The organism is Halomonas saccharevitans, assembly GCF_032333995.1.
Classification (GTDB): domain Bacteria; phylum Pseudomonadota; class Gammaproteobacteria; order Pseudomonadales; family Halomonadaceae; genus Halomonas; species Halomonas saccharevitans.
In genome coordinates, this window is sequence record NZ_JAVXUR010000001.1 from 140,150 (window position 1) to 166,704 (window position 26,555).

Here is a 26,555-nt window from a genome sequence, read left to right on the forward strand (position 1 = left end):
GCCATCGTCTGCTCTTCGCGGTCACCGACCCCGCCTCTCGAGGCGGGGTTTTTCATGGGCGCGTGAGCGAGGCGTTGAGGGTGATTTCGGGGCGGATTCGACATGAATTGTCAGCCTGCTAACATTGACCCTGATCAATTTCCTACAAGAGACGCCGGCTCACGGCGCATGCGCGGCGCCAGTCGCCGCCCTGTCGACCACCTGAGGAGAAGTCCCTTGGCCAGTTTTACCCTGAACGGCGAGCCGGTCAGCGTTGATGTATCCCCCCAGACCCCCCTGTTGTGGGTGCTGCGGGATCATCTCGACATGACCGGCACCAAGTTTGGCTGCGGCATCGCCCAGTGCGGCGCCTGTACTGTGCATCTCGATGGCGCGGCCACCCGTACCTGCGTGCTGCCGGTCTCCGCCGCCGAAGGCGCCGAGATCGTCACCATCGAAGGGCTGTCGGCCGACGACGACCATCCCCTGCAGCAGGCCTGGCGCGAGCAGCAGGTGCCCCAGTGCGGCTACTGCCAGTCGGGCCAGATCATGCAGGCGGCCGATTTCCTGAGCCGCAACGCCGATCCTGACGACGACGAGATCACCGAGGCGATGGCCGGCAACCTGTGCCGCTGCATGGCCTACCGGCGTATTCATCGGGCGGTCAAGCGCGCCGCCGAGATCACTCAGGCCCGCGAGGCGAGCACCGCCGGTGTCGGCGTCTTCGATCCGGCCCGCGCAGAGGAGGTGACCCATGGCCAGGTTTGACGATGAGCTGGCGGCCGTCGAGGCGCGCCAGGACGACGCGCGGGGCATCTCGCGCCGCGGCTTTCTGATCGGCACCATGGCCGGCTCGGCGATGCTCGCCTTCGGTCTCTCCGGCATCGCCGGCGCGGCGAGCGGCTCCGCCAGCGAGGCGCTGGCCGCCGGGCGCTACGAGCCGACGATCTGGTACGCCATTGCGCCCGACGGCACCGTGACGGTGCATATCACCAAGGCCGAGATGGGCCAGCACGTCGCTACCAGCCTGGCGCGACTGGTCGCCGAGGAGCTCGAGGCCGACTGGTCCTCCATCGAGGTGGTCTACGTCGACAGCGACCCCAAGTGGGGCTACATGGTCACCGGCGGCAGCTGGTCGGTGCATCACAGCTATCTACCGCTGTCCCGGGCCGGCGCGGCCGGACGTATGGCGCTGATCGAGGCCGGTGCCAAACTGCTCGGCGTCGACGCGGCCGACTGCCGCGCGCGCAATGGCCGGGTCATCAGCGGTGACCAGTCGATCGGCTATGGCGAGATCGTCGCCCAGGCCGGGCTCGAGCGCACCTTCACAGAGCAAGAGCTCGAGCAGATCTCCCTGAAGCCCGCCGCCGAGCGCCGGGTGCTCGGCACCAAGGGCGGCGCCCTGGACGTGCCGGCCAAGGTCAACGGCGAGGCGATCTACGGCATCGACGTCAGCGTCGAGGGGATGCTCCATGCGCGCCCGGTGCTGCCGCCGACCCGCTTCGGCTCCAAGCCGACCTCGGTGGATGACAGCGCCGCCAAGCAGATCGAGGGCTATCGCCAGACCATCGAGCTTAACGACCCCTCCGGCGTCTGCCAGGGCTGGCTCGCGGTGATCGCCGACAGCACCTCGGCGGCGATGCGCGCCGCCGACGCCCTGAAGGTCGAGTGGCAGCGCGGCGACAGCTATGTCGTCACCGAGGCAGACATCCAGCAGCAGGGCCATGCCCTGGTCGAGGCACCGAGCCGCGACAACGGCTCGCTGTTCGTCGACATCGGCGACGCCGCCGCCGGCCTCGAGGGGGCGAGCCGGGTGGTCGAGTCCACCTACACCACTTCGAGCGTGCTGCATTTCCAGCTCGAGCCGGTCAACGCCACCGTGGTCGAGGAAGACGGCCACTGGCACGTGCACTGCGGCAACCAGCAGCAGACGCTGGCGGTGGGGATGCTGGCCAAGGCCCTGGAGGTCGATGAGAGCCAGGTCACCCTGCACCAGTACTACCTGGGCGGCGGCTTCGGGCGGCGTCTCTACGGCGACTACACCATCCCGGCGGCGCTGGCGGCCAAGGCGCTGGGGCGCCCGGTGAAGATGCTCTTCACGCGTCCCGACGACACCCGCTTCGACTGCGTGCGCTCGCCCTCGGTGCAGCGCCTGCGCTCCGGGCTCGACGACAGCGGCCGCGTGGTAGCCTCCGAGCATGCCGCCGCCGCCGGCTGGCCGTCGGCCGCCATGGCGCCGGCGTTTCTCGCCGAAACGGTCGAGAACGGTGGCAAGGTCGACTCCTTCGCCATCAGCGGCGCCGATCACTGGTACGACGTCGGTGATCAGCGCGTCTGGGCCCAGCAGAACCACAAGGCCCACGAGGTGTTCGTGCCGGGCTACTTGCGCTCGGTGGGGCCGGGCTGGACGACCTGGGCCGTGGAGCAGCACATCGACGAGCTGGCGCTGGCCGCCGGCGAGGATCCCGCGCGGTTCCGGTTGAACCTGCTCAAGGCCGAGGGCCGCAACGCCGGCCAGGCGCCGCATAGCCTCGGCGGCGCCGAGCGCTTGAAGGCGGTACTCGAGCGGGCCATGGCCAAGGCAGGCTGGGACGACCGCGACAGCCTGCCCGACGATGTCGGCATGGGCGTGGCCCTGACCTTCGGCCAGGAGCGCAGCATGCCGACCTGGGTCGCCTGCATCGCCCGAGTCCGGGTCGATCGCGGCGACGGCACGGTCAAGGTCGAGCGACTGACCACGGTGGCCGATGCCGGCACCCTGGCACACCCCGACGGTGCCATGGCGCAGCTCGAGGGCTCGCTGCTGTGGGGGCTCTCGATGGCGCTCTACGAGGGCACCGAGATCGAGAAGGGAAAGCCCAAGGCGCTGAACCTCGACGCCTACACGCCGCTGCGTATGGATCAGGTGCCCCAGATGGACCTGGAGTTCGTCGACAGCGACGCCATGCCGGTGGGCCTGGGCGAGCCGGGCACTACGGTGGTGGCGCCCGCCATCGCCAACGCCATCCAGCATGCCGTCGGCGTGCGCCTGCGCGACATGCCGATGCGCGCCGAGGCGCTCAAGGCCGCGCTCTAGAGGGGCGTTCTCTCGGACCGCCTTCCATCAGGGCAGCGCCCCCGTGCTGTCACGCCCCGCCCCGGAGCCTCCGGGGTGGGGCCTCTTGAATGAGACCTTTCATGCAACACCTTGATCTGACGGTGATCCGCCAGGCGCTGGCCTGGGCGCGGCAGGGCGAGACGCTGTGGCTATGCACGGTGCTCTCGACCTTCGGCTCCTCGCCCCGGGAGCCGGGTGCCTGGCTGGTGGCACGCCGCGATGGTGCCCACGTGGGCTCGCTCTCCGGGGGCTGCGTCGAGGAGGATTTTCTCGAGCGCCTCGCCGAGGGTGCCTTCGAGTCGCCGGTGCAGCGGGTGCGCTATGGCGAGGGCGGAGAGTTCGACGGGCCCGGGGTCACGCTGCCCTGCGGCGGCCTCCTCGAGGTGCTGGTCGAACGCCTGTCGCCCGGCGAGGAGACACTCGCGCATCTCTCGGCCCTGGAGGCGGCGCTGACCGGCCAGCGGCCGGCGCTGCGTCACGTCTACCTGACAGGCGGCGCGGCGTATCTCGAAGACGATGCGGGCCTCGGTGAGCGGGTGATCTGGCCGCCCGCGTCGAACGGCGAGGCGCCGGGCCGCGCCCGGCCGGGGCATGTGCAGCTGAGAGTCGGACCCGTGGCGCGGCTGGTGCTGGCGGGCATGTCGCCGGTCGCCGAGGCCTGCGCCGAGTTCGCCCAGCGGCTGGGATTCGAGGTCATCGTCTGCGACCCGCGATCGGAGGCGCTCGACGCGCTCAGCCTGCCCGGCGTCGAGCGGGTCGCGACGCTGCCCTCGGCCTACATTGCCGACGGCGGCTGCCATGCGGCCACCGCGGTGGTGGCGCTGACCCACGACCCCCGCCTCGATGACCTGACGATGATCGAGGCGGTGACGAGCGAGGCCTTCTATATCGGCGTGATGGGCTCGTACAAGACCTCTGCCGCCCGCGCCGAGCGCCTGAAACGCAGCGGCGGCCTCGATGAGGCGGCGCTGGCACGCATCCACATGCCGATCGGCCTGGGGCTCGGCAGCAAGACGCCGGCGGAGATCGCCCTGGCGGTGATGGCCGATATCGTACGGGTACGCCGCGGCCGCGCCCGGGATGACCTGTGAGGGCGAATCACGACGCGAACCGCCTCGTCATCCTGATGATGGCGGCGGGGCGCTCGCGGCGCTTCGGGCCCGCCGACAAGCGGCTGGCACGCCTGCCGGGTGGTCGGCCCCTGCTGGCGGCGAGCCTTCAGGCAAGCCTCGCCCTGTCGCCGCGGCGCGTGCTGGTCGTGCGGGCCGGCGAGAGCCTCGCCTCGCTGGCGCTCGACGCTCACGAGCCTGCGAGTCTTGGCCTGCTGGTCGCCCCGCGAGCCGACGAGGGGCTTGGGGCGAGTCTCGGTGATGCCTTCACGCGGCTGCTCGAGGATCCCGGCATGCGCGACGTCGAGGCGGCGGCGGTGTGGCTGGGTGACATGCCGGCCATCGCGCCCTGGACCTGCCGGCGCCTGGCAGCGGCCGCAGCGCCTGAACGCATCGTGCGGCCCCGCCACGGCGGGCGTCCCGGACACCCGGTGATTTTCGGCCGGGCCTTCTGGCCACACCTGGCCAGGCTGGCTGGCGAGCAGGGCGCCCGCGGCGTGATCGCCGACCACCCCCAAGCCTGCCGGGAGATCGAGGTCGAGGACGACGGCGTGCACCGGGATATCGATACACCGGCGATGCTTGCAAGCCAGCCCGGCACCCCCTGAGGGTAACGTGACGGCGCCGCCAATGCGGCCGCGCCGGTAGGCGATTGCCAGATGCGACATCGCCCGGCCAGTGTGGCCGGGCGATGTCGTTAAGCGGTGCTGTTGGTGTCGCGTCGGGCAGACCCGCGTACCAGAGGGGGCGGGTTCAGTCGTTCTCGCCCAGCCACTCGGCGACGAGCTCGGGGTGCGCCTCGACCCAGGCGCGGGCGTTGGCCTCGTAGTCGCCGTTGGCCTGATTGGCCTCCATCAGGCCCTGAACGTCATCGGCACTCCACGCGAAGCGATCCAGGATCGCGGTGATCGCCGGCTTATCCTCTGCGAGCCCCTGGCGCGTCACGGTGTGGATGCGCTCGTCCTGGGAGTAGAGGCCCTCGGGATCCTCCAGGTAGCGCAGCGACTGCCCCGAGAACACCGGATGCGGCGCCCAGGCGGTGACGACGATCGGCTCCTCGCGGCCCATCGCGGTCTCCAGGGTCTTGCTCATGGCGGCATCGCTGCCGGCGATCAGTCGCCAGTCGTCGAGACCGTAGGCCTCCATGGCCCGCTCGGTCAGGGCCATGATGCCGGCGCCCGGGTCGATGCCGTGGATACGCTCGCCGAAGGCGTCGCCGGCCTCGGCCAGGTCCGCCATCGAGGTCGCCTCGGCGTAACTGGGCACGGCCAGGCCGACGCGGGCGTCGTTGAGGTTGGGGCCGAGATCATCGATCTGATCGGCCAGGCCCTCGTAATAGCTGGCCTGGGTGACCGGCAGCCAGGCGCCGGTGAAGGCATCGAGCTCGCCGACGGAGAGCCCTTGCCAGATCGCGGCCAGGCTCACCGAGCGGATCTCCACCTCATGGCCGGCGTCCTCGAGTACCGCCTTGAGCACATAGGTGCTGGCCTGACCGGTGGCCCACTCGCCGATGCCCAGGCGCAGAGTGTCGGCCTGGGCCAGCGGGCTGACGGCCCCGAGCAGCAGGCCGGTGGAAGCGAGCAGCGAACGCAGAATCATCTCAAACATCTCCAGCAGAGGCAGGGAAAGCGATTTCGGATCGCTGACATGATACCTGTTCTCGCACGATGACGAATCCGTCTCTACCCGTGTTCTGCGCCCGGTGTGACTAGACTCTGGGTACGTTTCTCAATCAGGAGTTGTCTCATGAGATATGCCGGCTGTGGCTCTTTACTGGCGTTCGTCACCGCCCTGGGGCTGGCGCTCGTCGCCGCGCCGCTGCTGGCGCAACCCGGCAACGGACAGGGTGTCGGCAAGGGCGGCGTTCAGCAAAGGGGCCAGGGTCAGGAGACGGTTCAGGGTAGACAGGGACGGAGCCAGCACGGGCAGGACCAGCGGGGTCAGGGCCGGTCCGACGAGCGCTACCGCCAGGCGAGGCGTGATGACGATCGATACCGGGATCGAGGCCGGGATCGAGAGCAGGACCGCGACCGTGATGTTCGGGAAGCTCGCCGCCTGCGCATCGATGAGCGCGAGATCCGCGACATCTTCCATCGCCGTCGCGATGCTCTCGATCTGGATGAGCGCGATCGCCTGCCGCCTGGTATTCGCAAGAACCTCGCGCGCGGCAAGCCCCTGCCGCCGGGGATCGCCAAGAACTTCGACCCGCGCCTGCGCCGCGAACTGCCTTACTACGAGGGGTACGAGTGGCGTCGCGTGGGGGCCGATGCCGTGCTGGTCGATATCACCAACGACATCATCCGTGAGGTGATCCACGACATCCTGCGCTGACGGCGCGATGACGGCGAGCCAGTTATAAGGGGGAAGGGTAGAGGAGAGCGACCATGCTGGAGCCCCTGGAGGTCACCCAGGTCTATCGACGCTGTGCCACCGAGGCCTTCGCGTTCGAGATCACCAGCGAACTCGAGTCGCTGGACCTGCTCAGCGGGCATGAGCGAGCCCGGGACGCGCTGAGTTTCGGCACCGCGATGCGCAGCGACGGCTTCAACCTCTTCGTGCTGGGGTCGCCTGGACACGACCGGCAGAGCCTGGTGGGGCGCTTTCTCGCCGAGCGGGCCAAGCGTGGCCCCGCGCCCGGGGACTGGTGCTTTCGCTACAACTTCGATGATCCGGCCGTGCCGCTGGTGCTCTCCCTGCCGGCCGGCATGGGTCGCACGCTGCGCGAGGATCTGGACGGCCTGATCGAGGAGCTGAGTAGCGCCATTCCCGCAGTCTTCGAGAGCGAGGAGTACCAGAACCGCCTCCACGAGCTGAAGCAGGCCATGGGCGAGCGACAGCGCGATGCCGTCGAGAGCGTGCGTGGCGAGGCCCGCGAGCACGGCATCCTGCTGCTTTCCACCCCCAACGGCTTCACGTTCGCGCCGGCCGATGGCGACAAGATGATGGCTCCGGAAGCCTTCGAGGCACTCCCCGCCGAGGAGCGCGAGCGCATCGAGCACAAGGTCGAGGAGCTGCAGCGCACGCTCACCCTGGCGATTCGCCGGATGCCCCGTCTGGCCAAGCAGCTGCGCGAGCAGGCCAGTGCGCTCAATGCGGAGATGCTCGAATCGGCCATCGACGCGCCGCTTGAAGAGCTAAATGAGCGCTACGCCGCCCAGCCGGGCGTCATCACCCATCTCGAGGCGATTCGCGAGGCGATCCTGTTCAATGCCGAGTCCTTCATCGAGGAGGACCCCGAGATACCGGCGGAGGCGCTTTACAGCCGCATCCAGATCAACCTGCTGGTGGACAACGCCGAGGCCAAGGGAGCGCCGGTGATCCATCAGGATCTGCCCAGCCATCAGCACCTGGTGGGACGCATCGAGCACCACGTGCACAACGGCACCCTGCTCACCGACTTCCTGCTGATCCGCGCCGGTGCCCTGCATCGCGCCAACGGCGGCTACCTGGTGCTGGACGTGCGTGGCGTGCTCACCCAGCCGGGGGCCTGGGAGACACTCAAGCGGGTGCTGCGGGCCGGCGAGATCCGCACCGAGTCCCTCGAGCAGGCCTATGGCCTGATCAGCACCGTGACCCTCGAGCCGCAGCCTATTCCGCTGGACGTCAAGATCGTGCTGCTCGGCGACCGCCTGCTCTACTACCTGCTCTGCGAGCATGACCCGGAGTTTCTCGAGCTGTTCAAGGTGCAGGCCGACCTCGAGGACGAGCTCGATCGTGACCCTGAGCACGAGGCCTTCTACGCCCGCATGGTGGCGACCCTGGCGCGCACCGCGGCGCTTCGCCCCCTGGACCGCGAGGGCGTGGCCGCGGTGATCGAACGCGCCAGCCGCCTGGCCGGCGACCAGCGCAAGCTGACGGCGCGCCACCGCGACCTCCATGACCTGCTGCTGGAGGCCGATCACTGGGCCGGCGAGGCGGAGGACCGGGTGATCGATCGTGCCCATGTCGAGAAGGCGGTGGCGCAGCAGCTCTGGCGGGCGGGGCGTCTGCGCGAGCGCAGCCACGAGCTGTTCACCCGCGGCACCCTGATGGTCGCGACCGAGGGACACGTGGTCGGCCAGGTCAACGGCCTCGCGGTGATGCAGCTGGGCGAGTCCGCCTTCGGCCAGCCCACGCGCATCACCGCCACGGCGCGTCCCGGCGAGGGCCGGGTGGTCGATATCGAGCGCGAGGCGCGCACCGGCGGGCGGATCCATGCCAAGGCGGTGATGATCCTCTCCCGCTACCTGGCCAGCCGCTACGCCGCCCTGGAGCCGCTGTCGCTCTCGGCGAGTCTCGCCTTCGAGCAGTCCTACGGGGGCGTCGAGGGCGACAGCGCCTCGGTGGCCGAGGCCTGTGCCCTGGTCTCGGCCATCGCCGGCGTGGGGCTCGACCAGGCCTTCGCCGTGACCGGCTCCATCGACCAGCACGGCAGGGTCCAGGCGGTGGGCGGGGTGAACGAGAAGATCGAGGGCTTCTTCGATGTCTGCCGCTCCCGCGGCACGCTGTCGGGTCAGGCGGTGATCCTGCCGAGGACCAACGTCGAGCACCTGATGCTCAAGGCCGAGGTGCGTGCAGCCATTGAGCAGGGGCGCTTCCGGGTCTTCGCGATCTCCCGAATGGACGAGGCCCTGTCACTGCTCACCGGGCTGCCCATCGGCGAACTCGACGCACAGGGGCGCTTCCCCGAAGGCTGTCTCGAGGCGCGGGTGGCCGAGCGCCTGGCACAGTTCCGCGAAGCGGTGACGCACGCCCGGCGGGCGGAGCGCGGCCTTGCCGACGGCGAGGCCGCGCAAGAGGAAAAGATAGAGGAAGAGAACGAGGAGGATGACGATGCCCCCTGACGAGGCGCGACCGCCGCTCGGAGACGATCCGGGCCCCAGCTCGGCCGGCCAGGCGGTCAGGGTCGTCCGGGTGCTGACCCTGCTCGATGCCTCGCGCCACAGCCTGGCCGCGCTGGCCGCCGCGGTGGATCTTGCCGTGGCCCCCCACGCCGAGCTGGTGGCGCTGTTCGTCGAGGATCAGGAGCTCGTGAGCAGCGCCGGCTTCCCCTTCGCCCGGGAGATCGGGGCGGTCTCCGGGCGGGCGCGCCGGCGCTCTCGCGACGACCTCGTGGTCGGCCAGGCGCGCCAGGCCCGCCGTGTGGCCGAGGCGCTGGAGGCCGCGGTGTCCGGTCGGGAGCTTCGCCACGAGCTCAGGATCAGTCGTGGCGCCATCGTCAGCGAGGCGCAGGCCCTGGCCGGGCCAGGGGACGTGCTGATGCTCGGCAAGGCAGGCTTCTCGAGCCACTGGGGCGTGCGGCTGGGCTCCACCAGCCGCGCCCTGATGCTGGAGGCGCCCTGCACGGTGATCATCTGGGATGAGCGGTTGCCGCTGGCTCACGGCCCCTTGCGCACCCTGGCCGAAGCGGAAGCGCAGGCGCCCTCCCGCATGGAGGTCCCCGAGGTCCTGGCGCGGCTGTTCGAGGGCGAGGAGGTCCTGGAGGCGAGTAATGCGCGTGAGCTCGAGCACCGGCTCCGACGGGCGACCAGCGGCGCGCTGCTGCTGCATCGCCCTCGGCTCGCGCGGCTGGCCGAGCAGGACCCCGACCTGCTGGCGCGGCTGCCGATTCCCCTGATTGTGGTGCCCTGATCGCGGTGCCCTGAGCGACGTCGCAGTGGCCCAGGCATTGTCCTGAACGATACCGCCCCACAGGGCGGCGGGAATTCGGCAAGATGGCGCCCCCTGAACAGGCGATGCGGGAACCGATCGGGATGACATACTTGCTGTTGATAGGGGCGCGCGGACTGGCTGTTGGCCGCCCGCTGTTCGGCACAGTAATAGCTGCCATAATGGCGCACTGGTTCACATCCCGTCAGCCGGGTGCCATTTCAACTGATGCGATGCTATCTATCCTATGCCCTTTTCCCGCGACGTTTTGACCACCATTCACCTGATTGCCAAATGTGGCAGTTTCGCTGTGGCCGCCGAGCGCCTGAACCGGGTGCCGTCATCTGTGAGTTACACGGTTAAAAAGCTAGAGGACGAGCTGGGGTTTCCGCTATTTGACCGCAGCGGCCGCCAGGCGCGCCTGACCGATGCCGGGCAGTATTTTATTGACCAGAGCCAATGGCTGGTGGATTCGTACGACGAACTGGTGCGCAATACGGCGATGATCAGCGCTGGCGCAGAGGTGTCGTTCTCGGTGGCCATCAATAACATCGTCAACCGGGAAGGGCTGGTGGATTTTATCGAGCAGCTGGACCGTCAGTTTCCCGCCACCCGTATCAGCGTGAAAACTGAGGTGTACAACGGCTGTTGGGACGCGCTCTACGACCGCCGAGCTGACCTGGTGATTGGTGCGCCACACGCTGCGCCGAAACTCGAGGGTATCGTGCACCAGTCGATTGGCCATATTGACTGGGATTTTGTGGTGTCCCGTCAGCATCCGCTGGCCCGGCGCACGGCAGTGCTCGGCGCCGAGGCGCTGCGAGCCTATCCGGCGATTGTGGTGAAAGATACCTCGCTGCATATCCTGCCGCAGGATACCTGGTCCCTGGCGGGGCAGAAAATCATTTATGCGCCGGATCTGACCGTTGCCATTAACATGATCGAGCGGGGCATTGGCATCGGCTACGTGCCCCATCACCGTATTCGCGAATGGCTGGACGAAGGCTGGCTGCTCAAAAAAGCGATCGTCGAACACAAGCAGCCTACCCAGCTGTTTTATGCCTGGCACGCCAATCGCGAAAGTCCGGTTCTGCAATGGTGCACTGACTATCTGACCCGCAGCGAGAACCGGCTGCGCTGGTGCCAGTGATCCACTCGTGATCTGGATCAGCTTATTGCCACTGCACTAGACAAAAAAGTCGAAACCAACGATCAAAAGATTCGATGATACGGTCGAATCAAGCTCGACTCTGATCTTCCCCTGTTTCACTCCGCTCTAAGTTCCCCCCTGTTGTCAGCTTCCCTCGTCATTCATCAAATTAATTGTTCTCACCACTCAGATTTGCTCACTTTTGCCGCTGTATCGGCGGGTCTAGTATCGTTTTCAGCTCTTGACGACGAGCCACTTTCACCCATAGCCGAAGGGGAATTGCATCATGAAGAAAACATTCCAAGCCGATCCGTTTGCCCTGGATTTTGATCCGCGAACCACCGCACTGGTGGTGATTGACATGCAGCGAGATTTCGTTGAACCAGGCGGTTTCGGAGAAGCCCTGGGTAACGACGTCTCCTTGGTACGCGGTGCCATCGAGCCCTGTGGCCGTGTTCTGCAAGCTGCCCGTGACGCCGGTCTGATGGTGATTCACACCCGTGAAGGTCATCGCCCGGATCTGACCGACTGCCCACCGGCCAAACTGACCCGCGGTGGTAAAACGTTTATCGGCGAGCAAGGCCCCAAAGGCCGCATTCTGGTGCGTGGTGAGAATGGCCACGACATCATTCCGGAGCTCTACCCGGTGGCCGGCGAGCCGATTATCGACAAGCCGGGCAAGGGCGCGTTCTATCAGACCGATCTGCATCTGATCCTGCAAAGCCGCGGCATCAAAACCCTGGTTGTCTGCGGTGTAACCACCGAGGTGTGCGTGAACACCACCGTGCGTGAAGCCAACGATCGCGGCTACGAGTGCATCATTCCGGAAGACTGCACCGGCTCCTACTTCCCGAAATTCCATAAGTACGCGCTGGAGATGATCAAGGCCCAGGGCGCCATCTGTGGCTGGGTAACCAGCGCCGACAACATCATTGCCGGACTGAAGTAGACCGATACGATGATCATCGCCCAGAGCTGCGGCTATTTGTGCCCCCGCCAGTCATTTGATGGCCAGGTGCACAGCGTATTCGAGCGCTCGGTGAATATCGTTACCGGCCTGCGCGCTACACCCTGGCTGTCGATTCTGGACACTTCGTTGCCCGCCACACCCACTGCCTTCCAGGGCGCTCTAATGACGTTTGGCAATCTGGCGACCGCACTACGGGCGGGCGACGGGGCGTTCATGCGCGGCGGTGTCATCCGCTTCAGGCCGTCACGGGGGGTGCAGGTGAATACGGTCACGGCGCAGCCCTGGCAGCGGGCACCATCGATCGCCGCACTGGATGATTCACGGCTGCAACACAATCTGGCAGCGCTCGAGCAGGCGTTACTTGGGCATGTGAGCTCGGTGTCGGGCCGACCCGATGCCAGTCTGGATGACTATCTGAATGCCGCCGGGCTGAGCGTGCCCGCGCAGCTTGGGGCGCGTCCTGAAGCGCTGTTCGGCAACCTGGGAAAGGGCCAGGGGCTGACGCCGGCCGGCGATGATTTCCTGCTGGGCGTGCTGGCTGCAGCCCACTGTTTACGGCCCTTATGGCCCCAGGCGGACCAGGTGTTTCAGCGCTTGGCCACACCGGGATTGCTCAACACCTGTCGGACCACCGATGTCAGCGCCCATTACCTGCAGCTGGCGCTGGCCGGGCATTTCTCGCAACCGGTGCAGTGGCTGGTGTACCACCTGCTGCACGGTACTGACGACTCAACGTTACAGCATTCGCTGCACGCCACCCTGGCCATTGGCGCCAGTTCCGGCGCCGACACATGCGCCGGCATTGTTTATGCCATCCATCAGCTGTCAGCGCTTTGAAACTTAGAAAGAACGGGGTTTCCTATGGCAACGCAACACAAAGTATTTAAAAACCTGTATCAGGATTCGGTATCGCTGATGCAGGTTTCTTCCCGACTGGATCAGATGGACGGCATCGAAGGTGCGTCCGTGGTGATGGGTACCGAGGCCAATCTGGCGCGCATAGCGGACGCCGGTTTTGGTGAGAGCATCAGCGCCAAGCCCAGCGACCTGGTGATTGCGGTGCAGGGCGACGCCGCCGCCTGCGATGCTGCCATGGTTGCCGCTGAGCAGGCCCTGGCGGCAAAGCCCGATGACAGCGGTGACGGTGTATCCACTGCCCAGCCTGTGCGCAGCTTTGCCCTGGCGCTGGAGCAGCATCCGCAGGCCAACCTGGCACTGATTTCTGTGCCCGGGGAGTACGCCGCGGCGGAGGCCATCAAAGCGCTTAACTGTGGCCTTAACGTGATGATGTTCAGCGATAATGTCTCCATCGCCGACGAACGGACCATCAAGCATCTGGCCCAGGAAAAGAACCTGATGGTAATGGGGCCGGATTGCGGCACCGCCATCATCAACGGCATTCCCCTGGGCTTTGCCAATGTGGTGCGCCGTGGCGCGATTGGCGTGGTGGCTGCCTCTGGTACCGGCCTGCAGGAAGCCACTTGCCGCATTCATCAGCTGGGTGAGGGCGTGTCGCAGGCGCTGGGCACCGGCGGCCACGACCTGCATCAGGACGTGGGAGGACTGTCCATGCTGCATGGGCTGCAAGCGCTGGCAGACGACCCGCAAACCGATGTCGTCGTGCTCATTTCTAAACCCCCCGCACAGGCCATCGCCGACAAGATTCTTGCCAGGGCCGCCTCCATCACCAAACCGGTGGTGGTCAACTTCCTGGGGCAGGGCAGTCCGGCAACGGTAATGGACGGCGTTTACTTCGCCGACTCACTGGCCCACTCGGCCGAGGTGGCCGTGGCGCTTTACCGCAACCAGATGGAGCCGGCCGCACAGTCGTGCAGCCAGGCCGATAGCGACACCGTATCGCGGCTTGCGGCGGGCTTGAGCGACGCCCAGCGCTATATTCGCGGCGTGTTTGCCGGCGGCACCTTCTGCTATGAGGCACAGATCATTGCCGCGAGCTATGACTTGCGGGCAAGTTCCAACACGCCGTCGAAAGGTAACAGCGAACTGACCGATCTCTGGCGTAGCCAGGGCCACACCATCGTGGACCTGGGAGATGACGCCTTCACCCAGGGATGTCCGCATCCAATGATCGACCCCACGCTGCGCAACCAGCGTTTACTGCAGGAGGCGCAAGACCCGGAAACCGCGGCTGTGCTGTTTGATCTGGTGCTGGGCTACGGCGCTGCGGAAGAGCCGCTGACCGACCTGCTGACGGTGATCGAACAGGCTCGGCAACAGACGGCGCCGCCGGTATTTATCGCCCATGTATGTGGTACCGATGCCGACCCGCAATCCCGTCAGCAGATCCAAATGGCCTTGCGTGACGCCGGCGTGCAACTGGCCGACAGCAACGCTCACGCGTCGCATCTGGCCGCCAGCCTGGTGGCCAGTCTGTAATCGCGCTTTGCCCTGATTTAATTTTTTTAGCGAGATGGTGAGCACAGTGAACGCACTTTTTACTCAGCAACTGACGGTTCTGAACGCCGGTTTGCAAAGCTTTGCCGATAACATCACCTGCGCCGGCGGCGAGGCCGTCGCGCTGAGCTGGCAGCCCCCGGCCGGCGGCGACCGCGAAGGTGGCATGGTGCTGGCTAGCCTGCTGAATCATCCGCAGATTGAAGCGGCCAATGAACAGGCCATGGCGCAGTATCTGGCCGCCCAGCCGATGCTGGTTGACGTCATGCGCGCTGGAGAAGCCATACCGGCCCTGGATAAGCACAAGCGCATCCTGCACGCGGGCCCGCCCATTGCATGGAACGATATGTGCGGCCCGGTGCAGGGCGCCATTCTCGGGGCCATCCTCTACGAGCAGTGGGCCGACACCCTGGAGCAGGCGCAAGCGCTGATTGAACAGGGCGAGGTCAGCTTTGAGCCCTGCCACCATTACGATGCCGTGGCCCCCATGGCCGGCATCATCAGCCGCTCGATGCCCCTGTGGGTGGTCGAGAACACCGAAAACAGTCAGCGTGTGTACAGCAACTTCAACGAAGGCCTGGGCAAGGTGCTGCGGTTTGGTGCCAACGGCGATGTAGTGATTGAACGCCTGCATTGGATGGGAACCGAACTGGCTGAGGCCATGAAAGCCATGCTGGCAGAATCCGGCCCGATTGAGCTGAAGCCGATCATGGCCCAGGCACTGCACATGGGCGACGAAGTGCACAACCGCAACATTGCCGCCACCGGCCTGCTGCTGAAGCAGCTACTGCCGGCGCTGCTTAGCACCGCGTTACCAATAGAGCAGATCCAGCGCGCCATCCGTTTCATTACCGCCAACGACCACTTTTTCCTGAACCTGTCCATGGCGGCGTGCAAGAGCATGCTCAAGGCCGCCGAAGGCGTGCCCGGCAGCACCATGGTCACGGTGATGGCGCGCAACGGCGTGAACTTCGGCATTCGCCTGTCCGGCACCGGTGACACCTGGTTCCAGGCGCCGGCGAATCCGGTGGACGGCCTGTTCTTCCCCGGCTATGGCGTCGACGATGCTGCCGCCGATCTCGGCGACAGCGCCATCACCGAAACCGCCGGAGTGGGTGGCTTTGCCATGGCCTCATCTCCCGCCATCGTGAAATTCGTTGGCGGAACTCCCGCCGATGCTACTCAGAACAGCCGCTCCATGCAGCACGTCACCCTGGGCAGCAACCCGGCATTCACTCTGCCGGCGCTGAACTTTGCGCCCACCGCTGCGGGGATTGATGCGCGCAAGGTATTGGACAGCTCGGTACTGCCCATTATCAACACCGGTATCGCCCACAAGGAGGCCGGTGTCGGCCAGATTGGCGCCGGCATCACCACTGCTCCCATGTCCTGTTTCGTTGATGCCCTGAACGCACTGGCTCGGCAGATCAGCCGCTAGGAGAACATCATGACCAGAAAACCGCTTGCGATCGTTGCTTTCGGTGGTAACGCGCTGATTGACGACGACGCTCACTGCTCCATCAACGACCAGTACCAGATGGTCTGCAACAGCGTGGGCTATCTGGTGGACCTGATCGAGCAGGGCTGGTCGCTGGTGCTGACCCACGGCAACGGTCCCCAGGTGGGCTTCATTTTACGACGCTCAGAGCTGGCCGCTCCCGAGGTGGCCCCGGTGCCGGTGGACTACGCGGTGGGCGATACCCAGGGCGCCATCGGCTACATGTTCCAGAAGGCCATGGTGAACGAGCTGCAGCGTCGTAACCTGCAGCGCCCGGTGGTGACGCTGGTCACCCAGACCCGAGTCAGCCGGCAGGATCCGGCCTTTGCCACCCCCAATAAGCCCATCGGGGCGTTCATGGACAAGGCCTCCGCCGAGCAGTGCGCTGCGGAGCTGGGCTGGCACATCATGGAAGATTCCGGACGTGGCTGGCGGCGCTGCGTGGCCAGCCCGCAGCCCCAGGAGATCATCGAACTGGAGAGCATTCGCAGCCTGGTCGACAGTGGCTCGCTGGTCATTGCCTGCGGCGGTGGCGGTATTCCGGTTGAGCGCGACGACGACGGCAACCTGCGCGGCGTGGAAGCGGTGATCGACAAGGACGTTGCCTCGGCCCTGCTGGCCAGCGAGTTGCACGCCGACATGCTGATTATTCCCACCGGTGTGGAAAAAGTGGCGATCAATTTCGGCCGACCCGACGAGCAGTGGCTGGACAGCCTGACCCCGGCAGATGCTCGCGCCCTCAGTGAGCAGGGCCAGTTTGGCGAAGGCTCGATGAAACCGAAGGTGGACGCCCTGCTGAAATTCCTGCAGGGCAACCCTGACGGCAGCGGCCTGATTACCAAAGCCAGCACCCTGATGCAGGCGATGGATCGTCACACCGGCACCTGGATTGGCACCAACCCGATGGAGAAGCACCATGACTGAGACAGCCCTGTTGGCCGTGAACGGCACTTTGATGCGCGGTCTGAAACTGAATCCGAATCTGACCAACGCCGGTGGCCGCTTCGTGCGAGAAGACAAAACCGACGGTTATTACCGCCTGTGGTCCATCAACGACGACCATCCGGCGATGATCCGCACCCTGGAACCTGCCGCGCAAGTGGAACTGGAAGTGTGGGAGCTGCCGATGGCGGCCTTTGCCGCCGTGCTCAGCAACGAACCGGCGGGTCTCTCCATCGGTAAGGTGAAACTGGCCGACGGCAGCGAAGTGCTGGGTGTCCTGGGCGAGCCCTGGCTGGTGGAGGGCCAGCGTGAAATCACCGACACCGGCGGCTGGCGTCGCTATACCGAAGGAGAGGGAATATGAGCCGCGCGACAGAAGCAACCGGTAATTCCGCCTCCGGCTTTCAGGTCGCCCTTATTCTGCTGGGTATACTGGTGACGCCGGTGGTGCTGGCGTCCTCGAGCCTGGGCAGCCAGCTCACCCTGGGGACGGCGGCCATCGCCATCGCCGCCGGCAGCATCATCCTGGCGTTGCTGGCGGCCATCAATATTTCCATTGGTGAGCGGGCACGAATGCCCACCTACGGTATTGTGAAATACTCGTTCGGCAGAAAGGGCGCGGTTGCCATCAATATTCTGATGGCCATCAGCCTGTTTGGCTGGATTGCGGTCACCGCCAACACCTTTGGCCATAGCGCCCATGATCTGCTGGCGCGCCAGTTTGGCCTGGAGCTGCCAATACCCGCCATCGTGACCTTCGGCTGCGTGATCTTTGTCGCCTCCACCGCTTTCGGCTTCGAGGCGCTTGGCAAGGTGGCCAGGTTCGCGGTGCCCATCATCGCGCTGCTGATGTTCTACATCCTGTACCTGGCGCTGACCAGCGAGGTGCCGCCGGCCATCGCGGAAAAAGTCAGTGATCTTAGCTTTGGTGCCGCAGTGTCTTCCATCGTGGGCACTATCATCGTGCTGGTGGCCACCTCGCCGGACTTTGGCGCCTTCGTCCACAACCGCAAGCACGCCATCATCGCCGGCCTGCTGACCTTCGGAGTGGCCTATCCGGTGCTCTTTCTGGTGGGCGCGGTACCAGGCTCCATGACCTCCCAGGACTCCCTGCTGGCGGCCATGGCCATCATCGGCACAACCTTGCCGGCTACCATACTGCTGATCTTCGCCTGCATTACCGGCAACGCAGGCAATATGTTCCAGGGTACTCTGGTGGTGTCCACGCTGTTCAGTGCTTTTGCAAAATGGAAGATCACTGTGGCACTGGGAGTGCTGGCTGCCGTTGTGGGCAGCATGGACATCATGGGCTGGTTTATCCCCTTCCTGCTGTTTCTGGGTATCGCGACGCCACCGGTGTGTGGCATCTACATTGCTGACTACCTCGTCAACCGGCGCAAAGGCTTTGACGAGGCGCGGCTGGACAGCGACGCGGCCATCAAGCCGAGGACCTTTGTGGCCTGGGGGGTGGCCTCTTTCGTGGGGTTCTGCACCGTGAACGGCTGGTTCACGCTAAGCGGTATCCCGTCCGTGGATTCCATACTGGTGGCGTTTCTGGGCTACGTTCTGCTGTCTCGTGTCGGCGCGGGGAAGAGTGCCGCGCAAACCTCCTGAGCCGCATCGAACGTCTCATTCAAGCCGGGTGCCCAAAAGGCCCCGGCTTTTTTCGCGACGGCCGCCCGGCTTGTGGCAACCCGTTTGCCCGTTCGTCAGCGTCCCTTGTCCGCCGTCATGATAGGTGCATCGCAGATTAGCGTTAAACACGCAGGTCGTTCGTCGCGCGGCTGGCCGAGCAGGGCCCCGACCTGCTGGCGCGGCTGCCGATTCCCCTGATTGTGGTGCCCTGATCGCGGTGCCCTGAGCGACGTCGCAGTGGCCCAGGCATTGTCCTGAACGATGCCGCCCCACAGGGCGGCGAGAATTTGGCAAGATGGCGCCCCCTGAACAGGCGACGCGGGAACCGATCGGGATGACATACTTGCTGGTGATGGGAGGCCTGGCGCTCTCCGTCTGCTTTACCCTGGGCTGGGGGCTGATCGGCATGGGGCGCTGGCTGGGTCGCCGGCTGCGCGGAGGAGGCGGCTCGTCGTCACGGCAGAAGAGGCGTCGGGCACCGAATCGGCCGAGGGCCGCGCCCAAGACCTCTGCCAAGGCGCCCCCCAAGGCCACCAACAAGGCCACCAACAAGGCCAAGACCAAGGCCTCGCCTCAGGGGGGAAGCCCCAAGGCGCCCTCGGAGCCCTGGCGCCTGACCAGCTGGCTGGCCCGTCGGCGCTCGTCACTGCCGCTGGGCCTGCTGACCCTGCTGCTCTATGGCGGGAGCCGCCTGGCCGAATACGGCATGGCCTTTCGCCCTGGCGAGGCCCCCGGGGAGTTTCACCGCCTCGTCGAGGTGCTGGGCTGGATCGCCGCCGGACTGCTGACCCTGGCCACCGTAAGCCTGCTGGCCGCCTGGCGCTGTCGCCGCTAGGCGTCGCGACGCCCGAGTCGCTCTCACCTATGCTGACATGGCCTCGAGTCGAGACAAGGAGCCATGGCCATGACCCTCCCCGACGCCCGTCGTCGCGCAGCGACGCTGCTGCTGATCCTATCCCCGCTGCTGCTGGCGCCGGCGGCCCTGGGAGAGGTGGACTTCCAGTACCAGCGTCCCGACGCCACGCCGCCGCCGGGCGCCGAGAGCGAGAAGGCGCCCGGCGGTCCCTTCCAGCGCTTCGCCGTGTCCGCGGCGCATCCCTTGGCTGCCGACGCCGGCTATCAGATCCTGGCGGCGGGAGGCTCGGCGATCGATGCCGCCATCGCCGTGCAGATGGTGCTCACGCTGGTCGAACCCCAGTCCAGCGGTATCGGCGGCGGTTCTTTCCTGATGCATCACGACGGCGAGGAGGCCCGGGCCTACGACGGGCGCGAGACCGCGCCTTCCTCGGCCAAGGAAGGGCTCTTCCTGGGTCAGGACGGCGAGCCTCTGGCGTTCATGAAGGCCGTGGCCAGCGGCCGTTCGGTCGGCGTGCCCGGCACCCTGCGCATGCTGGAGACGGCCCACGGCGAGCACGGGCGACTGCCCTGGGCCGTGCTCTTCGAGCCGGCCATCACCCTGGCCGACGATGGGTTTCCGGTCGGTGCCAGGCTGCACGCGAGCCTGGACGACACCGAGGCCCTGCGTGACGACGCCCAGGCCTCGGGCTTCTTCTTCACCGAACAGGGGGAGCCCCTGGCGGAGGGACACCGGCTCAAGAACCCGGCGCTGGCCGTGATCCTCCAGCGCGTCGCCGAGCAGGACAGTTCGGCGTTACACACCGGGGAGGTCGCCCGGGACATCGTGGGGCGGGTGCAGAATCATCCCGCCATCCCCGGCAGCCTGAGCCTCGAGGATCTCGCCACCTACACGGCAAAGGAGCGCGAGCCGCTCTGCAGTGACTGGCAGGACCATCGCCTCTGCGGCTTTCCGCCGCCCTCGTCGGGGCACCTGACCGTGATGCAGATCCTCGGCATCCTGGCGCAGCTGCCGCCCTCGAAGGCGGGTCTGGAGGACGACCTTCCCGGCGTCGACTGGCTGCATCGTTTTCTCGAGGCCTCGCGTCTGGCCTTCGCCGACCGGGGGCGCTATATCGCCGATCCGGCCTTCGTCGAAGCGCCCGGCGGAGACTGGTCGCTGATGATCGCGCCCGACTATCTGGAGGAGCGCGCCGCCCTGATCGAGGCGACGCAGAGCCTGGGCAGCGGCGGCGCGAGTCCGGGCACCCCGGGTGTCGTGGCGACCGCCTGGGCCGCGCAGCCGACGCAGCCGGAGGCGGGCACCAGCCACATCAGCATCATCGATGCGCATGGCAACGCGCTGGCCATGACCAGCTCCCTAGGGCAGGCCTTCGGCGCGCGCATCCTCTCCGGCGGGGGCACCGGCATGCCGGGAGGCTTTTTGCTCAACAATGCCCTGACCGACTTTTCCTTCACGCCCACGGACGATCAGGGCACGCCCATCGCCAATCGGGTGGAGCCGGGCAAGCGCCCGCGTTCCAGCCTGAGCCCGACGTTGGTCGTCGAGGGCGAGGGCAGTGCCCTGATGGCGAGCCTGGGAGCGAGAGGGGGCGCGGCCATCATTACCGATACCGCTCTCGCGCTGGTGGCGATGCTCGACTGGGGGCTGGACGTCGAAGGCGCGCTGGCCCTGCCCCATGCCAGCACCCTGGGTGGGCCGGTCTCGCTGGAGGCGGGCCGCTTTCCGACCGCTACCCTTGAGGCCCTGCGCGAGTTGGGTCACGAGGTGGAGGAGCGCGAGCCGACCGGCGGCCTGCACGCGCTCCGGCGCACCGGGCAAGGCTTCGTCGGCGACACCGATCCACGCCGCGAGGGTGTCGTGCGGGGAGAGTGAAACCCACTTCGATCGCGCCACGGGCCCGCTAGCCCCTCAGCCAGTTGCGCAGCTTGACCAGCAGAAGGGCGCCATCGCCCAGGCGCCGACGCTCGGCGATCAGTTCGGCGAGCAGGGCCGGGCGGTCGGTGATGATGCCGTCCACCCCCAGGTCGATCAGTCGTGACATGGCGTTGCGCTCGTTGAGGGTCCAGGCGTGAAGCGCGTAACCGTAGTGTCCGGCCAGGCGGATCTCCTCCTCGTCGATGCGGTTGTGGCGCAGCGCCAGGGCATCGAAGCCGCGACGCTCCAGGCTGCCCGACAGCACCAGCTGGGCCAGCAGCGTGGTGCCCAGGCGAGGCTCGCGCCGTGACGCCTCGCGCAGCAGCCAGGGCGAGCGGGTGGCCACGCGCATCTGCCCCATGATGTCGGCGTCGCCACAGGCCAGAGCGCTCACGCGGTCCTCGGCGCGGGCCCGGCAGTCCAGGCGATGGGTCCGTTCCCGCTTCAGCTCGTCGAGCACCGCCTCGAGCAGGTCGAGCTCACGCCCCGGGTCCGGCTTGAGTTCGATCAGCAGCCAGGCGCGCCCGCGCACCGTCGCGAGCGCCTCGTCCAGTCCCGGGATCCGCTCGCCAGCGAAGGCGGGGTCGAACCAGCGGCCGACATCGTAGGCCTCAAGGGATGCCCGTGGCAGCGTGCCGAGTTGCCGATCATCGCCGGTCAGTCGCTGGAGACTCGCATCGTGGTAGAGCACGACGCGATCGTCGGCGGTGAGCCGCACGTCGATCTCGATGCCGTCGGCGCCGTCCTGCATGGCCTGATCCAGCGCCGCCAGGGTGTTCTCCGGTGCCTTCAGCGAGCTGCCACGGTGGGCGATGATCTCGACCTCGTCGCGGATCTCGAAGCGGTTGACGATCAGCCAGGCCTGGCCGATGGCGAACAGCACCACGGCGAGCTCCACGGCCCAGGCCAGGCGACGCGGATGGCTGCCGGGCGGGGGAGGCTCGGGGCGTGGCTCGCGGTGCGCCAGCCGCAGATAGAGGCAGGTGGCCTGCAGGGCATTGGCGGCGATGCCGCCGAAGGCGATGGCCAGGGTGATGAGCAGGTAGGCGGTGAGGTAGGCGAGCATGGCCGGGATCAGCACCGCGTTGCGCTCGGGCAGCCACCACAGCAGCGGCGTGACGACCCGGTCGAACAGGGCGGTGGCGACCAAGGGCAGGCCGACGATGCCGAGCAGCAACAGCAGCACTGCCGCGGCGATATGGCGACCCTGGCCCCGGGTCAGCCGCATGCTGCGCGCGAGAGCCGCCCGGGGAGGCACCCCTTCCAGGGTCAGCACCGTCAGTGCCAGGTGCCAGCGCACGTAGAGGCCGCCCGCCAGCAGGGCCCAGGCCAGCACCGGCACCAGGGCGCTGGCGAGGAAGGCCCAGAAGGCCGGGGGACGCACGCGCTGCACGAAGTAGGGATCCAGATCCCCGAGGAACAGCTCGTGCAGCCCGCCCAGGGCGAAGGCCAGGGGGGCGAGCAGCAGCAGCTGGGTACCGACCTGCATTGCGATCAGGCCGCTGATCGCCGGCAGGCGGCGCAGCGTGGCCCAGAGCGCCTCGAAGGCCAGGCGCACGTGCTGGCCGTGAGGACGCACCGCGACGAGGATCATGCCGGACTGCTGCAGGTAGAGTACCAGGAAGGTCAGGCCCACCGCGGCCAGCAGCCACACGAGCCCGGCCGGGCTCATCAGCAGGGCGAGCAGCTCGCCGTTGGTGATCACCGGCCGGCCGAACTCCCCGAGCAGGCTCGATAGCGTCCAGCCCACGGCCGGCAGCAGCAGGCTCGAGGCCAGCAGGGTGAAAAAGAGGTGATAGGCGATCAGCGGTCGCAGGTGCTCGCGCAGGGTGCGCAGCACGTCGCCGCTCAGTCGTGACAGGGCCAGCATGGACGCGCAAGGGTGACTTCGGAGCCATCAGGGTGACATCGCGTCTCACGCTCGGGCAAGGGAAGGGGAGCGTACCGTACCGATTCGCAGGCGGCCCCGCCGCCTGGCCGACGAGCCCCGCGAACGCTCGCGGGGCCATCGTGATGAATAGTAGGGCTCAGCGTTCCAGGTCCAGCCGCTCGTCGGCAATCAGGATGCCGTTGTTGTCGGCATAGAGCCACTGACCGGGCTCGATGGTCACGCCGGCGAAGGTCACGGGCAGGTCCCGCTGCCCTTCGCCGCGCTTTTCACTCTTGCGCGGATGGGCGCCCAGCGCCTGGATGCCGAGCTCGGTCTCGGCCAGGACGTCGACGTCGCGCACGCAGCCGTACATCACCACGCCGGCCCAGCCGTTGCCGGCGGCCTGCTCGGCCAGCATGTCGCCAAGCATGGCGCAGCGGGTCGAGCCGCCGGCGTCGACCACCAGCACGGCGCCGTCACCGGGCTCGGCCACGGCTTCCTTGACTCTGGAGTTGTCCTCGAAGCACTTGACGGTGCGAATCGGGCCGTAGAAGGCCTCCAGGCCGCCGGCATTGACGAAGATCGGGTCGAGCACCTGGACCTCGGGGTAGGCGTCGCAAATATCCGGGGTAACGATCTGGCTCACGGGGATGGCTCCTGATGTCGGTCTTGATATCGAGACTCGTCGATGATGCCACGCTCGGAGCACAGCGACAGGCCCCCTTTGGTGGCAGACGCCGCTCGATGGGGCAGGGAAGAGGGTAAAAAGAGCCAAAAAAAGCGCCCCCGGAGGGGCGCTTCTGTCATCGGCTCCGGCCACCGCGAGCGGCGGCCTTCGATGTTGCGAGCATCGGAGTCGAGCTGACGTTCTCACGACGTCGGGTATCAGGCTTCCTGGGCGACCGGAATCACGTTGGACGCGGCGTTCTGATACTCCTCGATCTCGTGGAAGTTCATGTAGCGATAGATCTCGCCGGCCATGGCGTCGAACTCGCTCATGTAGCGGCGATACTCGTCGACGCTCGGCAGGCGACCCTCCACCGCGGCCACGGCCGCGAGCTCGGCGGACGCCAGATAGACGTTGGCGCCATCGCCCAGGCGGTTGGGGAAGTTGCGGGTCGAGGTCGAGACCACGGTGCTCTTGGCGGCCACGCGCGCCTGGTTACCCATGCACAGCGAGCAGCCCGGCATCTCCATGCGCGCACCGGCGCGACCGTAGATGCCGTAGTAGCCTTCCTCGGTCAGCTGGTGCTGATCCATCTTGGTCGGCGGCGCCAGCCACAGCTTGGTCTTCAGGCTGCCGGCCGGCTGCTTCTCGAGCAGCTTGCCCGCGGCGCGGAAGTGGCCGATGTTGGTCATGCACGAGCCGATGAAGACCTCATCGATCTTCTCGCCGGCGACCTCGGAGAGCAGACGCGCGTCGTCCGGATCGTTCGGGGCGCACAGGACCGGCTCCTTGAGCTGCTCGAGGTCGATCTCGATGACCTCGGCGTACTCGGCGTCCTTGTCGGCGCGCATCATGCTCGGGTTGGCCAGCCACTCTTCCATGCCCTGGATGCGACGCTCGATGGTACGGCGGTCGCCGTAGCCGTTGGCGATCATCCACTTGAGCAGGGTGATGTTGGACTTCAGGTACTCGGCGACGGAGTCATCACCCAGGGTGATGGTGCAGCCCGCGGCGGAGCGCTCGGCGGAGGCGTCGGAAAGCTCGAAGGCCTGCTCGACGGTGAGGTCCTCGAGGCCCTCGATCTCCAGCACGCGACCGGAGAAGGCGTTCTTCTTGCCGGACTTCTCGACGGTCAGCAGCCCCTGCTGGATGGCGTAGTAGGGGATGGCGTGGACCAGATCACGCAGGGTGACGCCGGGCTGACGCTCGCCCTTGAAGCGCACCAGGACCGACTCCGGCATGTCCAGCGGCATCACGCCGGTGGCGGCGGCGAAGGCGACCAGGCCGGAGCCTGCCGGGAAGGAGATGCCCAGCGGGAAGCGGGTGTGGGAGTCGCCGCCGGTGCCGACGGTGTCGGGCAGCAGCATGCGGTTGAGCCAGCTGTGGATGATGCCGTCGCCCGGGCGCAGCGAGACGCCGCCGCGGTTCATGATGAAGTCGGGCAGGGTGTGGTGGGTATCCACATCGACCGGCTTGGGGTAGGCCGCGGTGTGGCAGAAGGACTGCATCACCAGGTCGGCCTGGAAGCCCAGGCAGGCCAGGTCCTTGAGCTCGTCGCGGGTCATCGGCCCGGTGGTGTCCTGGGAGCCCACGGTGCTCATCTTCGGCTCGCAGTACATGCCGGGACGCACGCCGTCCATGCCGCAGGCCTTGCCGACCATCTTCTGGGCCAGGGTGAAGCCCTTGCCGGTGTCGGCCGGCTGCTCGGGCAGGCGGAAGACGTCGGAGGGGGCGAGGCCCAGAGACTCGCGCGCCTTGGTGGTCAGGCCGCGACCGATGATCAGCGGGATGCGCCCGCCGGCACGCACCTCGTCGAGGATCAGCTGAGTCTTGAGCTCGAAGGTGGTCAGCACCTCGTCGGTGCCGTGCTTGCACACCTTGCCCTCGTACGGGTAGACGTCGATGACGTCGCCCATCTCGAGCTTCTCGACGTCCATCTCGACGGGCAGGGCACCGGAATCTTCCATGGTGTTGAAGAAGATCGGGGCGATCTTGCCGCCGAAGCAGAAGCCGCCGGCACGCTTGTTCGGGACGTTGGGGATGTCGTCACCGAAGAACCACAGCACGGAGTTGGTCGCGGACTTGCGCGAGGAGCCGGTGCCGACCACGTCGCCCACGTAGGCGACCGGGTAGCCCTTGGCCTTCACCGCCTCGATCTGTGCCAGCGGGCCCTTGACGCCCTGCTCCTCGGGCTCGATGCCGTCACGCTCATTCTTGAGCATGGCGTTGGCGTGCACCGGGATATCGGGACGCGACCAGGCATCCGGGGCGGGGGAGAGGTCGTCGGTGTTGGTCTCGCCCGGCACCTTGAAGACGCTGAGGGTGATCTTCTCGTCCAGCGCGGGCTTGGAGAGGAACCACTCGGCCTCGGCCCAGGACTGGATGACGTCCTTGGCCACGGCGTTGCCGGCGCGGGCGCGCTCTTCCACGTCGTGGAAGGCATCGAACATCAGCAGGGTGTGCTTGAGCTGCTCGCCGACTTCGCGGGCCAGGTCGGCATCGTCCAGCAGCTCGACCAGCGAGACGATGTTGTAGCCGCCCTGCATGGTGCCCAGCAGCTTCACTGCGTGGATGCGGTCGATCAGCGGCGACTCGGCCTCACCCTTGGCGATGGCGGTGAGGAAGCCGGCCTTGACATAGGCCGCCTCGTCGACACCGGGTGGAACGCGATTGGTGAGCAGATCGAGGACGAACTCCTCCTCGCCGGCCGGCGGGTTCTTCAGCAGCTCGACCAGAGCGGCGACCTGCTCGGCGTTCAGCGGCTTCGGCGGCACGCCCTCGGCGGCGCGCTCCTCAACATGTTGGCGATAGGCTTCAAGCAC

General features: G+C 66.8%; 21 protein-coding genes. 17 read left to right on the forward strand and 4 right to left on the reverse strand.

All coding sequences use genetic code 11. The annotated features are described in order from the left end of the window. Positions 1-216 precede the first annotated feature (216 nt). The 4 genes from RSO68_RS00665 to RSO68_RS00680 all read left to right on the forward strand — a co-directional run bounded on the left by RSO68_RS00665 (position 217) and on the right by RSO68_RS00680 (position 4,793). Positions 217-747 carry a (2Fe-2S)-binding protein gene (locus tag RSO68_RS00665; RefSeq protein WP_315585060.1) on the forward strand — a complete coding sequence of 177 codons (531 nt, stop codon included), beginning with the start codon at positions 217-219 and terminating at the stop codon, positions 745-747. Beyond that, positions 734-3,055: a xanthine dehydrogenase family protein molybdopterin-binding subunit gene (locus RSO68_RS00670; RefSeq protein ID WP_315585061.1), complete on the forward strand. Its 2,322-nt coding sequence runs from the start codon at positions 734-736 to the stop codon at positions 3,053-3,055. Before RSO68_RS00665 ends, RSO68_RS00670 begins: the two co-directional genes overlap by 14 nt. A gap of 101 nt (positions 3,056-3,156) precedes the next feature. Continuing rightward, entirely contained in the window at positions 3,157-4,167 is a 1,011-nt protein-coding gene (locus RSO68_RS00675; RefSeq protein ID WP_315585062.1) for an XdhC family protein, read from the forward strand. Further along, positions 4,164-4,793, forward strand: a complete 630-nt coding sequence (locus RSO68_RS00680; protein ID WP_315585063.1) for a nucleotidyltransferase family protein — start codon at positions 4,164-4,166, stop codon at positions 4,791-4,793. The genes RSO68_RS00675 and RSO68_RS00680 overlap by 4 nt, the downstream gene beginning before the upstream one ends. A gap of 145 nt (positions 4,794-4,938) precedes the next feature. Here the strand turns inward: RSO68_RS00680 and RSO68_RS00685 are convergent, their stop codons facing one another. After that, on the reverse strand, positions 4,939-5,784 hold the full coding sequence (locus RSO68_RS00685; protein WP_315585064.1) for a glycine betaine ABC transporter substrate-binding protein: 846 nt from the start codon (positions 5,782-5,784) through the stop codon (positions 4,939-4,941). Between the two features lie 147 nt (positions 5,785-5,931). Between RSO68_RS00685 and RSO68_RS00690 the strand changes: the two genes are divergently transcribed. The 13 genes from RSO68_RS00690 to RSO68_RS00750 all read left to right on the forward strand — a co-directional run bounded on the left by RSO68_RS00690 (position 5,932) and on the right by RSO68_RS00750 (position 21,154). Continuing rightward, positions 5,932-6,516, forward strand: coding sequence for an anti-virulence regulator CigR family protein (locus tag RSO68_RS00690; protein ID WP_315585065.1), 585 nt, complete (start codon positions 5,932-5,934; stop codon positions 6,514-6,516). A gap of 53 nt (positions 6,517-6,569) precedes the next feature. Continuing rightward, the gene (locus RSO68_RS00695) at positions 6,570-9,008 is read left to right on the forward strand and encodes a Lon protease family protein (protein WP_315585066.1); all 2,439 of its coding nucleotides are present in this window, start codon (positions 6,570-6,572) and stop codon (positions 9,006-9,008) included. Beyond that, positions 8,992-9,795: a universal stress protein gene (locus tag RSO68_RS00700; RefSeq protein ID WP_315585067.1), complete on the forward strand. Its 804-nt coding sequence runs from the start codon at positions 8,992-8,994 to the stop codon at positions 9,793-9,795. The genes RSO68_RS00695 and RSO68_RS00700 overlap by 17 nt, the downstream gene beginning before the upstream one ends. A 265-nt stretch (positions 9,796-10,060) precedes the next feature. Next, positions 10,061-10,963 (forward strand): LysR substrate-binding domain-containing protein, encoded by a 903-nt coding sequence (locus tag RSO68_RS00705; protein ID WP_089852499.1) that lies wholly within the window; start codon positions 10,061-10,063, stop codon positions 10,961-10,963. A gap of 286 nt (positions 10,964-11,249) precedes the next feature. After that, on the forward strand, positions 11,250-11,912 hold the full coding sequence (locus RSO68_RS00710) for a cysteine hydrolase family protein (RefSeq protein WP_315585068.1): 663 nt from the start codon (positions 11,250-11,252) through the stop codon (positions 11,910-11,912). Between the two features lie 9 nt (positions 11,913-11,921). Then, on the forward strand, positions 11,922-12,770 hold the full coding sequence (locus tag RSO68_RS00715) for a DUF2877 domain-containing protein (RefSeq protein WP_315585069.1): 849 nt from the start codon (positions 11,922-11,924) through the stop codon (positions 12,768-12,770). Positions 12,771-12,794: 24 nt separating this feature from the next. After that, positions 12,795-14,330 (forward strand): acyl-CoA synthetase FdrA, encoded by a 1,536-nt coding sequence (gene fdrA, locus RSO68_RS00720; RefSeq protein ID WP_315585070.1) that lies wholly within the window; start codon positions 12,795-12,797, stop codon positions 14,328-14,330. 46 nt (positions 14,331-14,376) lie between these two features. Continuing rightward, entirely contained in the window at positions 14,377-15,786 is a 1,410-nt protein-coding gene (locus tag RSO68_RS00725; protein WP_315585071.1) for a YlbE family protein, read from the forward strand. 9 nt (positions 15,787-15,795) lie between these two features. Continuing rightward, the gene (locus tag RSO68_RS00730) at positions 15,796-16,770 is read left to right on the forward strand and encodes a carbamate kinase (protein ID WP_315585072.1); all 975 of its coding nucleotides are present in this window, start codon (positions 15,796-15,798) and stop codon (positions 16,768-16,770) included. Next, entirely contained in the window at positions 16,763-17,152 is a 390-nt protein-coding gene (locus RSO68_RS00735; RefSeq protein WP_089848716.1) for an allophanate hydrolase-related protein, read from the forward strand. The genes RSO68_RS00730 and RSO68_RS00735 overlap by 8 nt, the downstream gene beginning before the upstream one ends. Then, complete coding sequence (locus RSO68_RS00740) at positions 17,149-18,402, forward strand: cytosine permease (RefSeq protein ID WP_315585073.1); 1,254 nt, start codon at positions 17,149-17,151, stop codon at positions 18,400-18,402. The genes RSO68_RS00735 and RSO68_RS00740 overlap by 4 nt, the downstream gene beginning before the upstream one ends. Before the next feature lie 355 nt (positions 18,403-18,757). Continuing rightward, complete coding sequence (locus RSO68_RS00745; protein ID WP_315585074.1) at positions 18,758-19,258, forward strand: hypothetical protein; 501 nt, start codon at positions 18,758-18,760, stop codon at positions 19,256-19,258. A 69-nt stretch (positions 19,259-19,327) separates the two neighbouring features. Then, positions 19,328-21,154, forward strand: a complete 1,827-nt coding sequence (locus RSO68_RS00750) for a gamma-glutamyltransferase family protein (protein ID WP_315585075.1) — start codon at positions 19,328-19,330, stop codon at positions 21,152-21,154. A 28-nt stretch (positions 21,155-21,182) separates the two neighbouring features. Here the strand turns inward: RSO68_RS00750 and RSO68_RS00755 are convergent, their stop codons facing one another. The 3 genes from RSO68_RS00755 to acnB all read right to left on the reverse strand — a co-directional run bounded on the left by RSO68_RS00755 (position 21,183) and on the right by acnB (position 26,555). Continuing rightward, positions 21,183-23,066 (reverse strand): glycerophosphodiester phosphodiesterase, encoded by a 1,884-nt coding sequence (locus RSO68_RS00755; RefSeq protein WP_315585076.1) that lies wholly within the window; start codon positions 23,064-23,066, stop codon positions 21,183-21,185. Positions 23,067-23,223: 157 nt separating this feature from the next. Then, the gene (gene rraA, locus RSO68_RS00760) at positions 23,224-23,712 is read right to left on the reverse strand and encodes a ribonuclease E activity regulator RraA (RefSeq protein WP_089848707.1); all 489 of its coding nucleotides are present in this window, start codon (positions 23,710-23,712) and stop codon (positions 23,224-23,226) included. A 239-nt stretch (positions 23,713-23,951) separates the two neighbouring features. Then, positions 23,952-26,555: a bifunctional aconitate hydratase 2/2-methylisocitrate dehydratase gene (gene acnB, locus RSO68_RS00765; RefSeq protein WP_315585077.1), complete on the reverse strand. Its 2,604-nt coding sequence runs from the start codon at positions 26,553-26,555 to the stop codon at positions 23,952-23,954.

Bases quoted from the DNA above. Each gene is read 5' to 3' on its own strand.
- RSO68_RS00675 (WP_315585062.1), top strand. From the start codon at position 3,157: ATGCAACACCTTGATCTGACGGTGATCCGCCAGGCGCTGGCCTGGGCG.
- RSO68_RS00745 (WP_315585074.1), top strand. From the start codon at position 18,758: ATGACATACTTGCTGGTGATGGGAGGCCTGGCGCTCTCCGTCTGCTTT.
- RSO68_RS00715 (WP_315585069.1), top strand. From the start codon at position 11,922: ATGATCATCGCCCAGAGCTGCGGCTATTTGTGCCCCCGCCAGTCATTT.
- RSO68_RS00740 (WP_315585073.1), top strand. From the start codon at position 17,149: ATGAGCCGCGCGACAGAAGCAACCGGTAATTCCGCCTCCGGCTTTCAG.
- RSO68_RS00710 (WP_315585068.1), top strand. From the start codon at position 11,250: ATGAAGAAAACATTCCAAGCCGATCCGTTTGCCCTGGATTTTGATCCG.
- RSO68_RS00750 (WP_315585075.1), top strand. From the start codon at position 19,328: ATGACCCTCCCCGACGCCCGTCGTCGCGCAGCGACGCTGCTGCTGATC.
- RSO68_RS00690 (WP_315585065.1), top strand. From the start codon at position 5,932: ATGAGATATGCCGGCTGTGGCTCTTTACTGGCGTTCGTCACCGCCCTG.
- fdrA (WP_315585070.1), top strand. From the start codon at position 12,795: ATGGCAACGCAACACAAAGTATTTAAAAACCTGTATCAGGATTCGGTA.
- RSO68_RS00670 (WP_315585061.1), top strand. From the start codon at position 734: ATGGCCAGGTTTGACGATGAGCTGGCGGCCGTCGAGGCGCGCCAGGAC.
- RSO68_RS00695 (WP_315585066.1), top strand. From the start codon at position 6,570: ATGCTGGAGCCCCTGGAGGTCACCCAGGTCTATCGACGCTGTGCCACC.
- RSO68_RS00730 (WP_315585072.1), top strand. From the start codon at position 15,796: ATGACCAGAAAACCGCTTGCGATCGTTGCTTTCGGTGGTAACGCGCTG.
- RSO68_RS00685 (WP_315585064.1), bottom strand. From the start codon at position 5,784: ATGATTCTGCGTTCGCTGCTCGCTTCCACCGGCCTGCTGCTCGGGGCC.
- RSO68_RS00700 (WP_315585067.1), top strand. From the start codon at position 8,992: ATGACGATGCCCCCTGACGAGGCGCGACCGCCGCTCGGAGACGATCCG.
- RSO68_RS00755 (WP_315585076.1), bottom strand. From the start codon at position 23,066: ATGCTGGCCCTGTCACGACTGAGCGGCGACGTGCTGCGCACCCTGCGC.
- RSO68_RS00735 (WP_089848716.1), top strand. From the start codon at position 16,763: ATGACTGAGACAGCCCTGTTGGCCGTGAACGGCACTTTGATGCGCGGT.
- RSO68_RS00705 (WP_089852499.1), top strand. From the start codon at position 10,061: ATGCCCTTTTCCCGCGACGTTTTGACCACCATTCACCTGATTGCCAAA.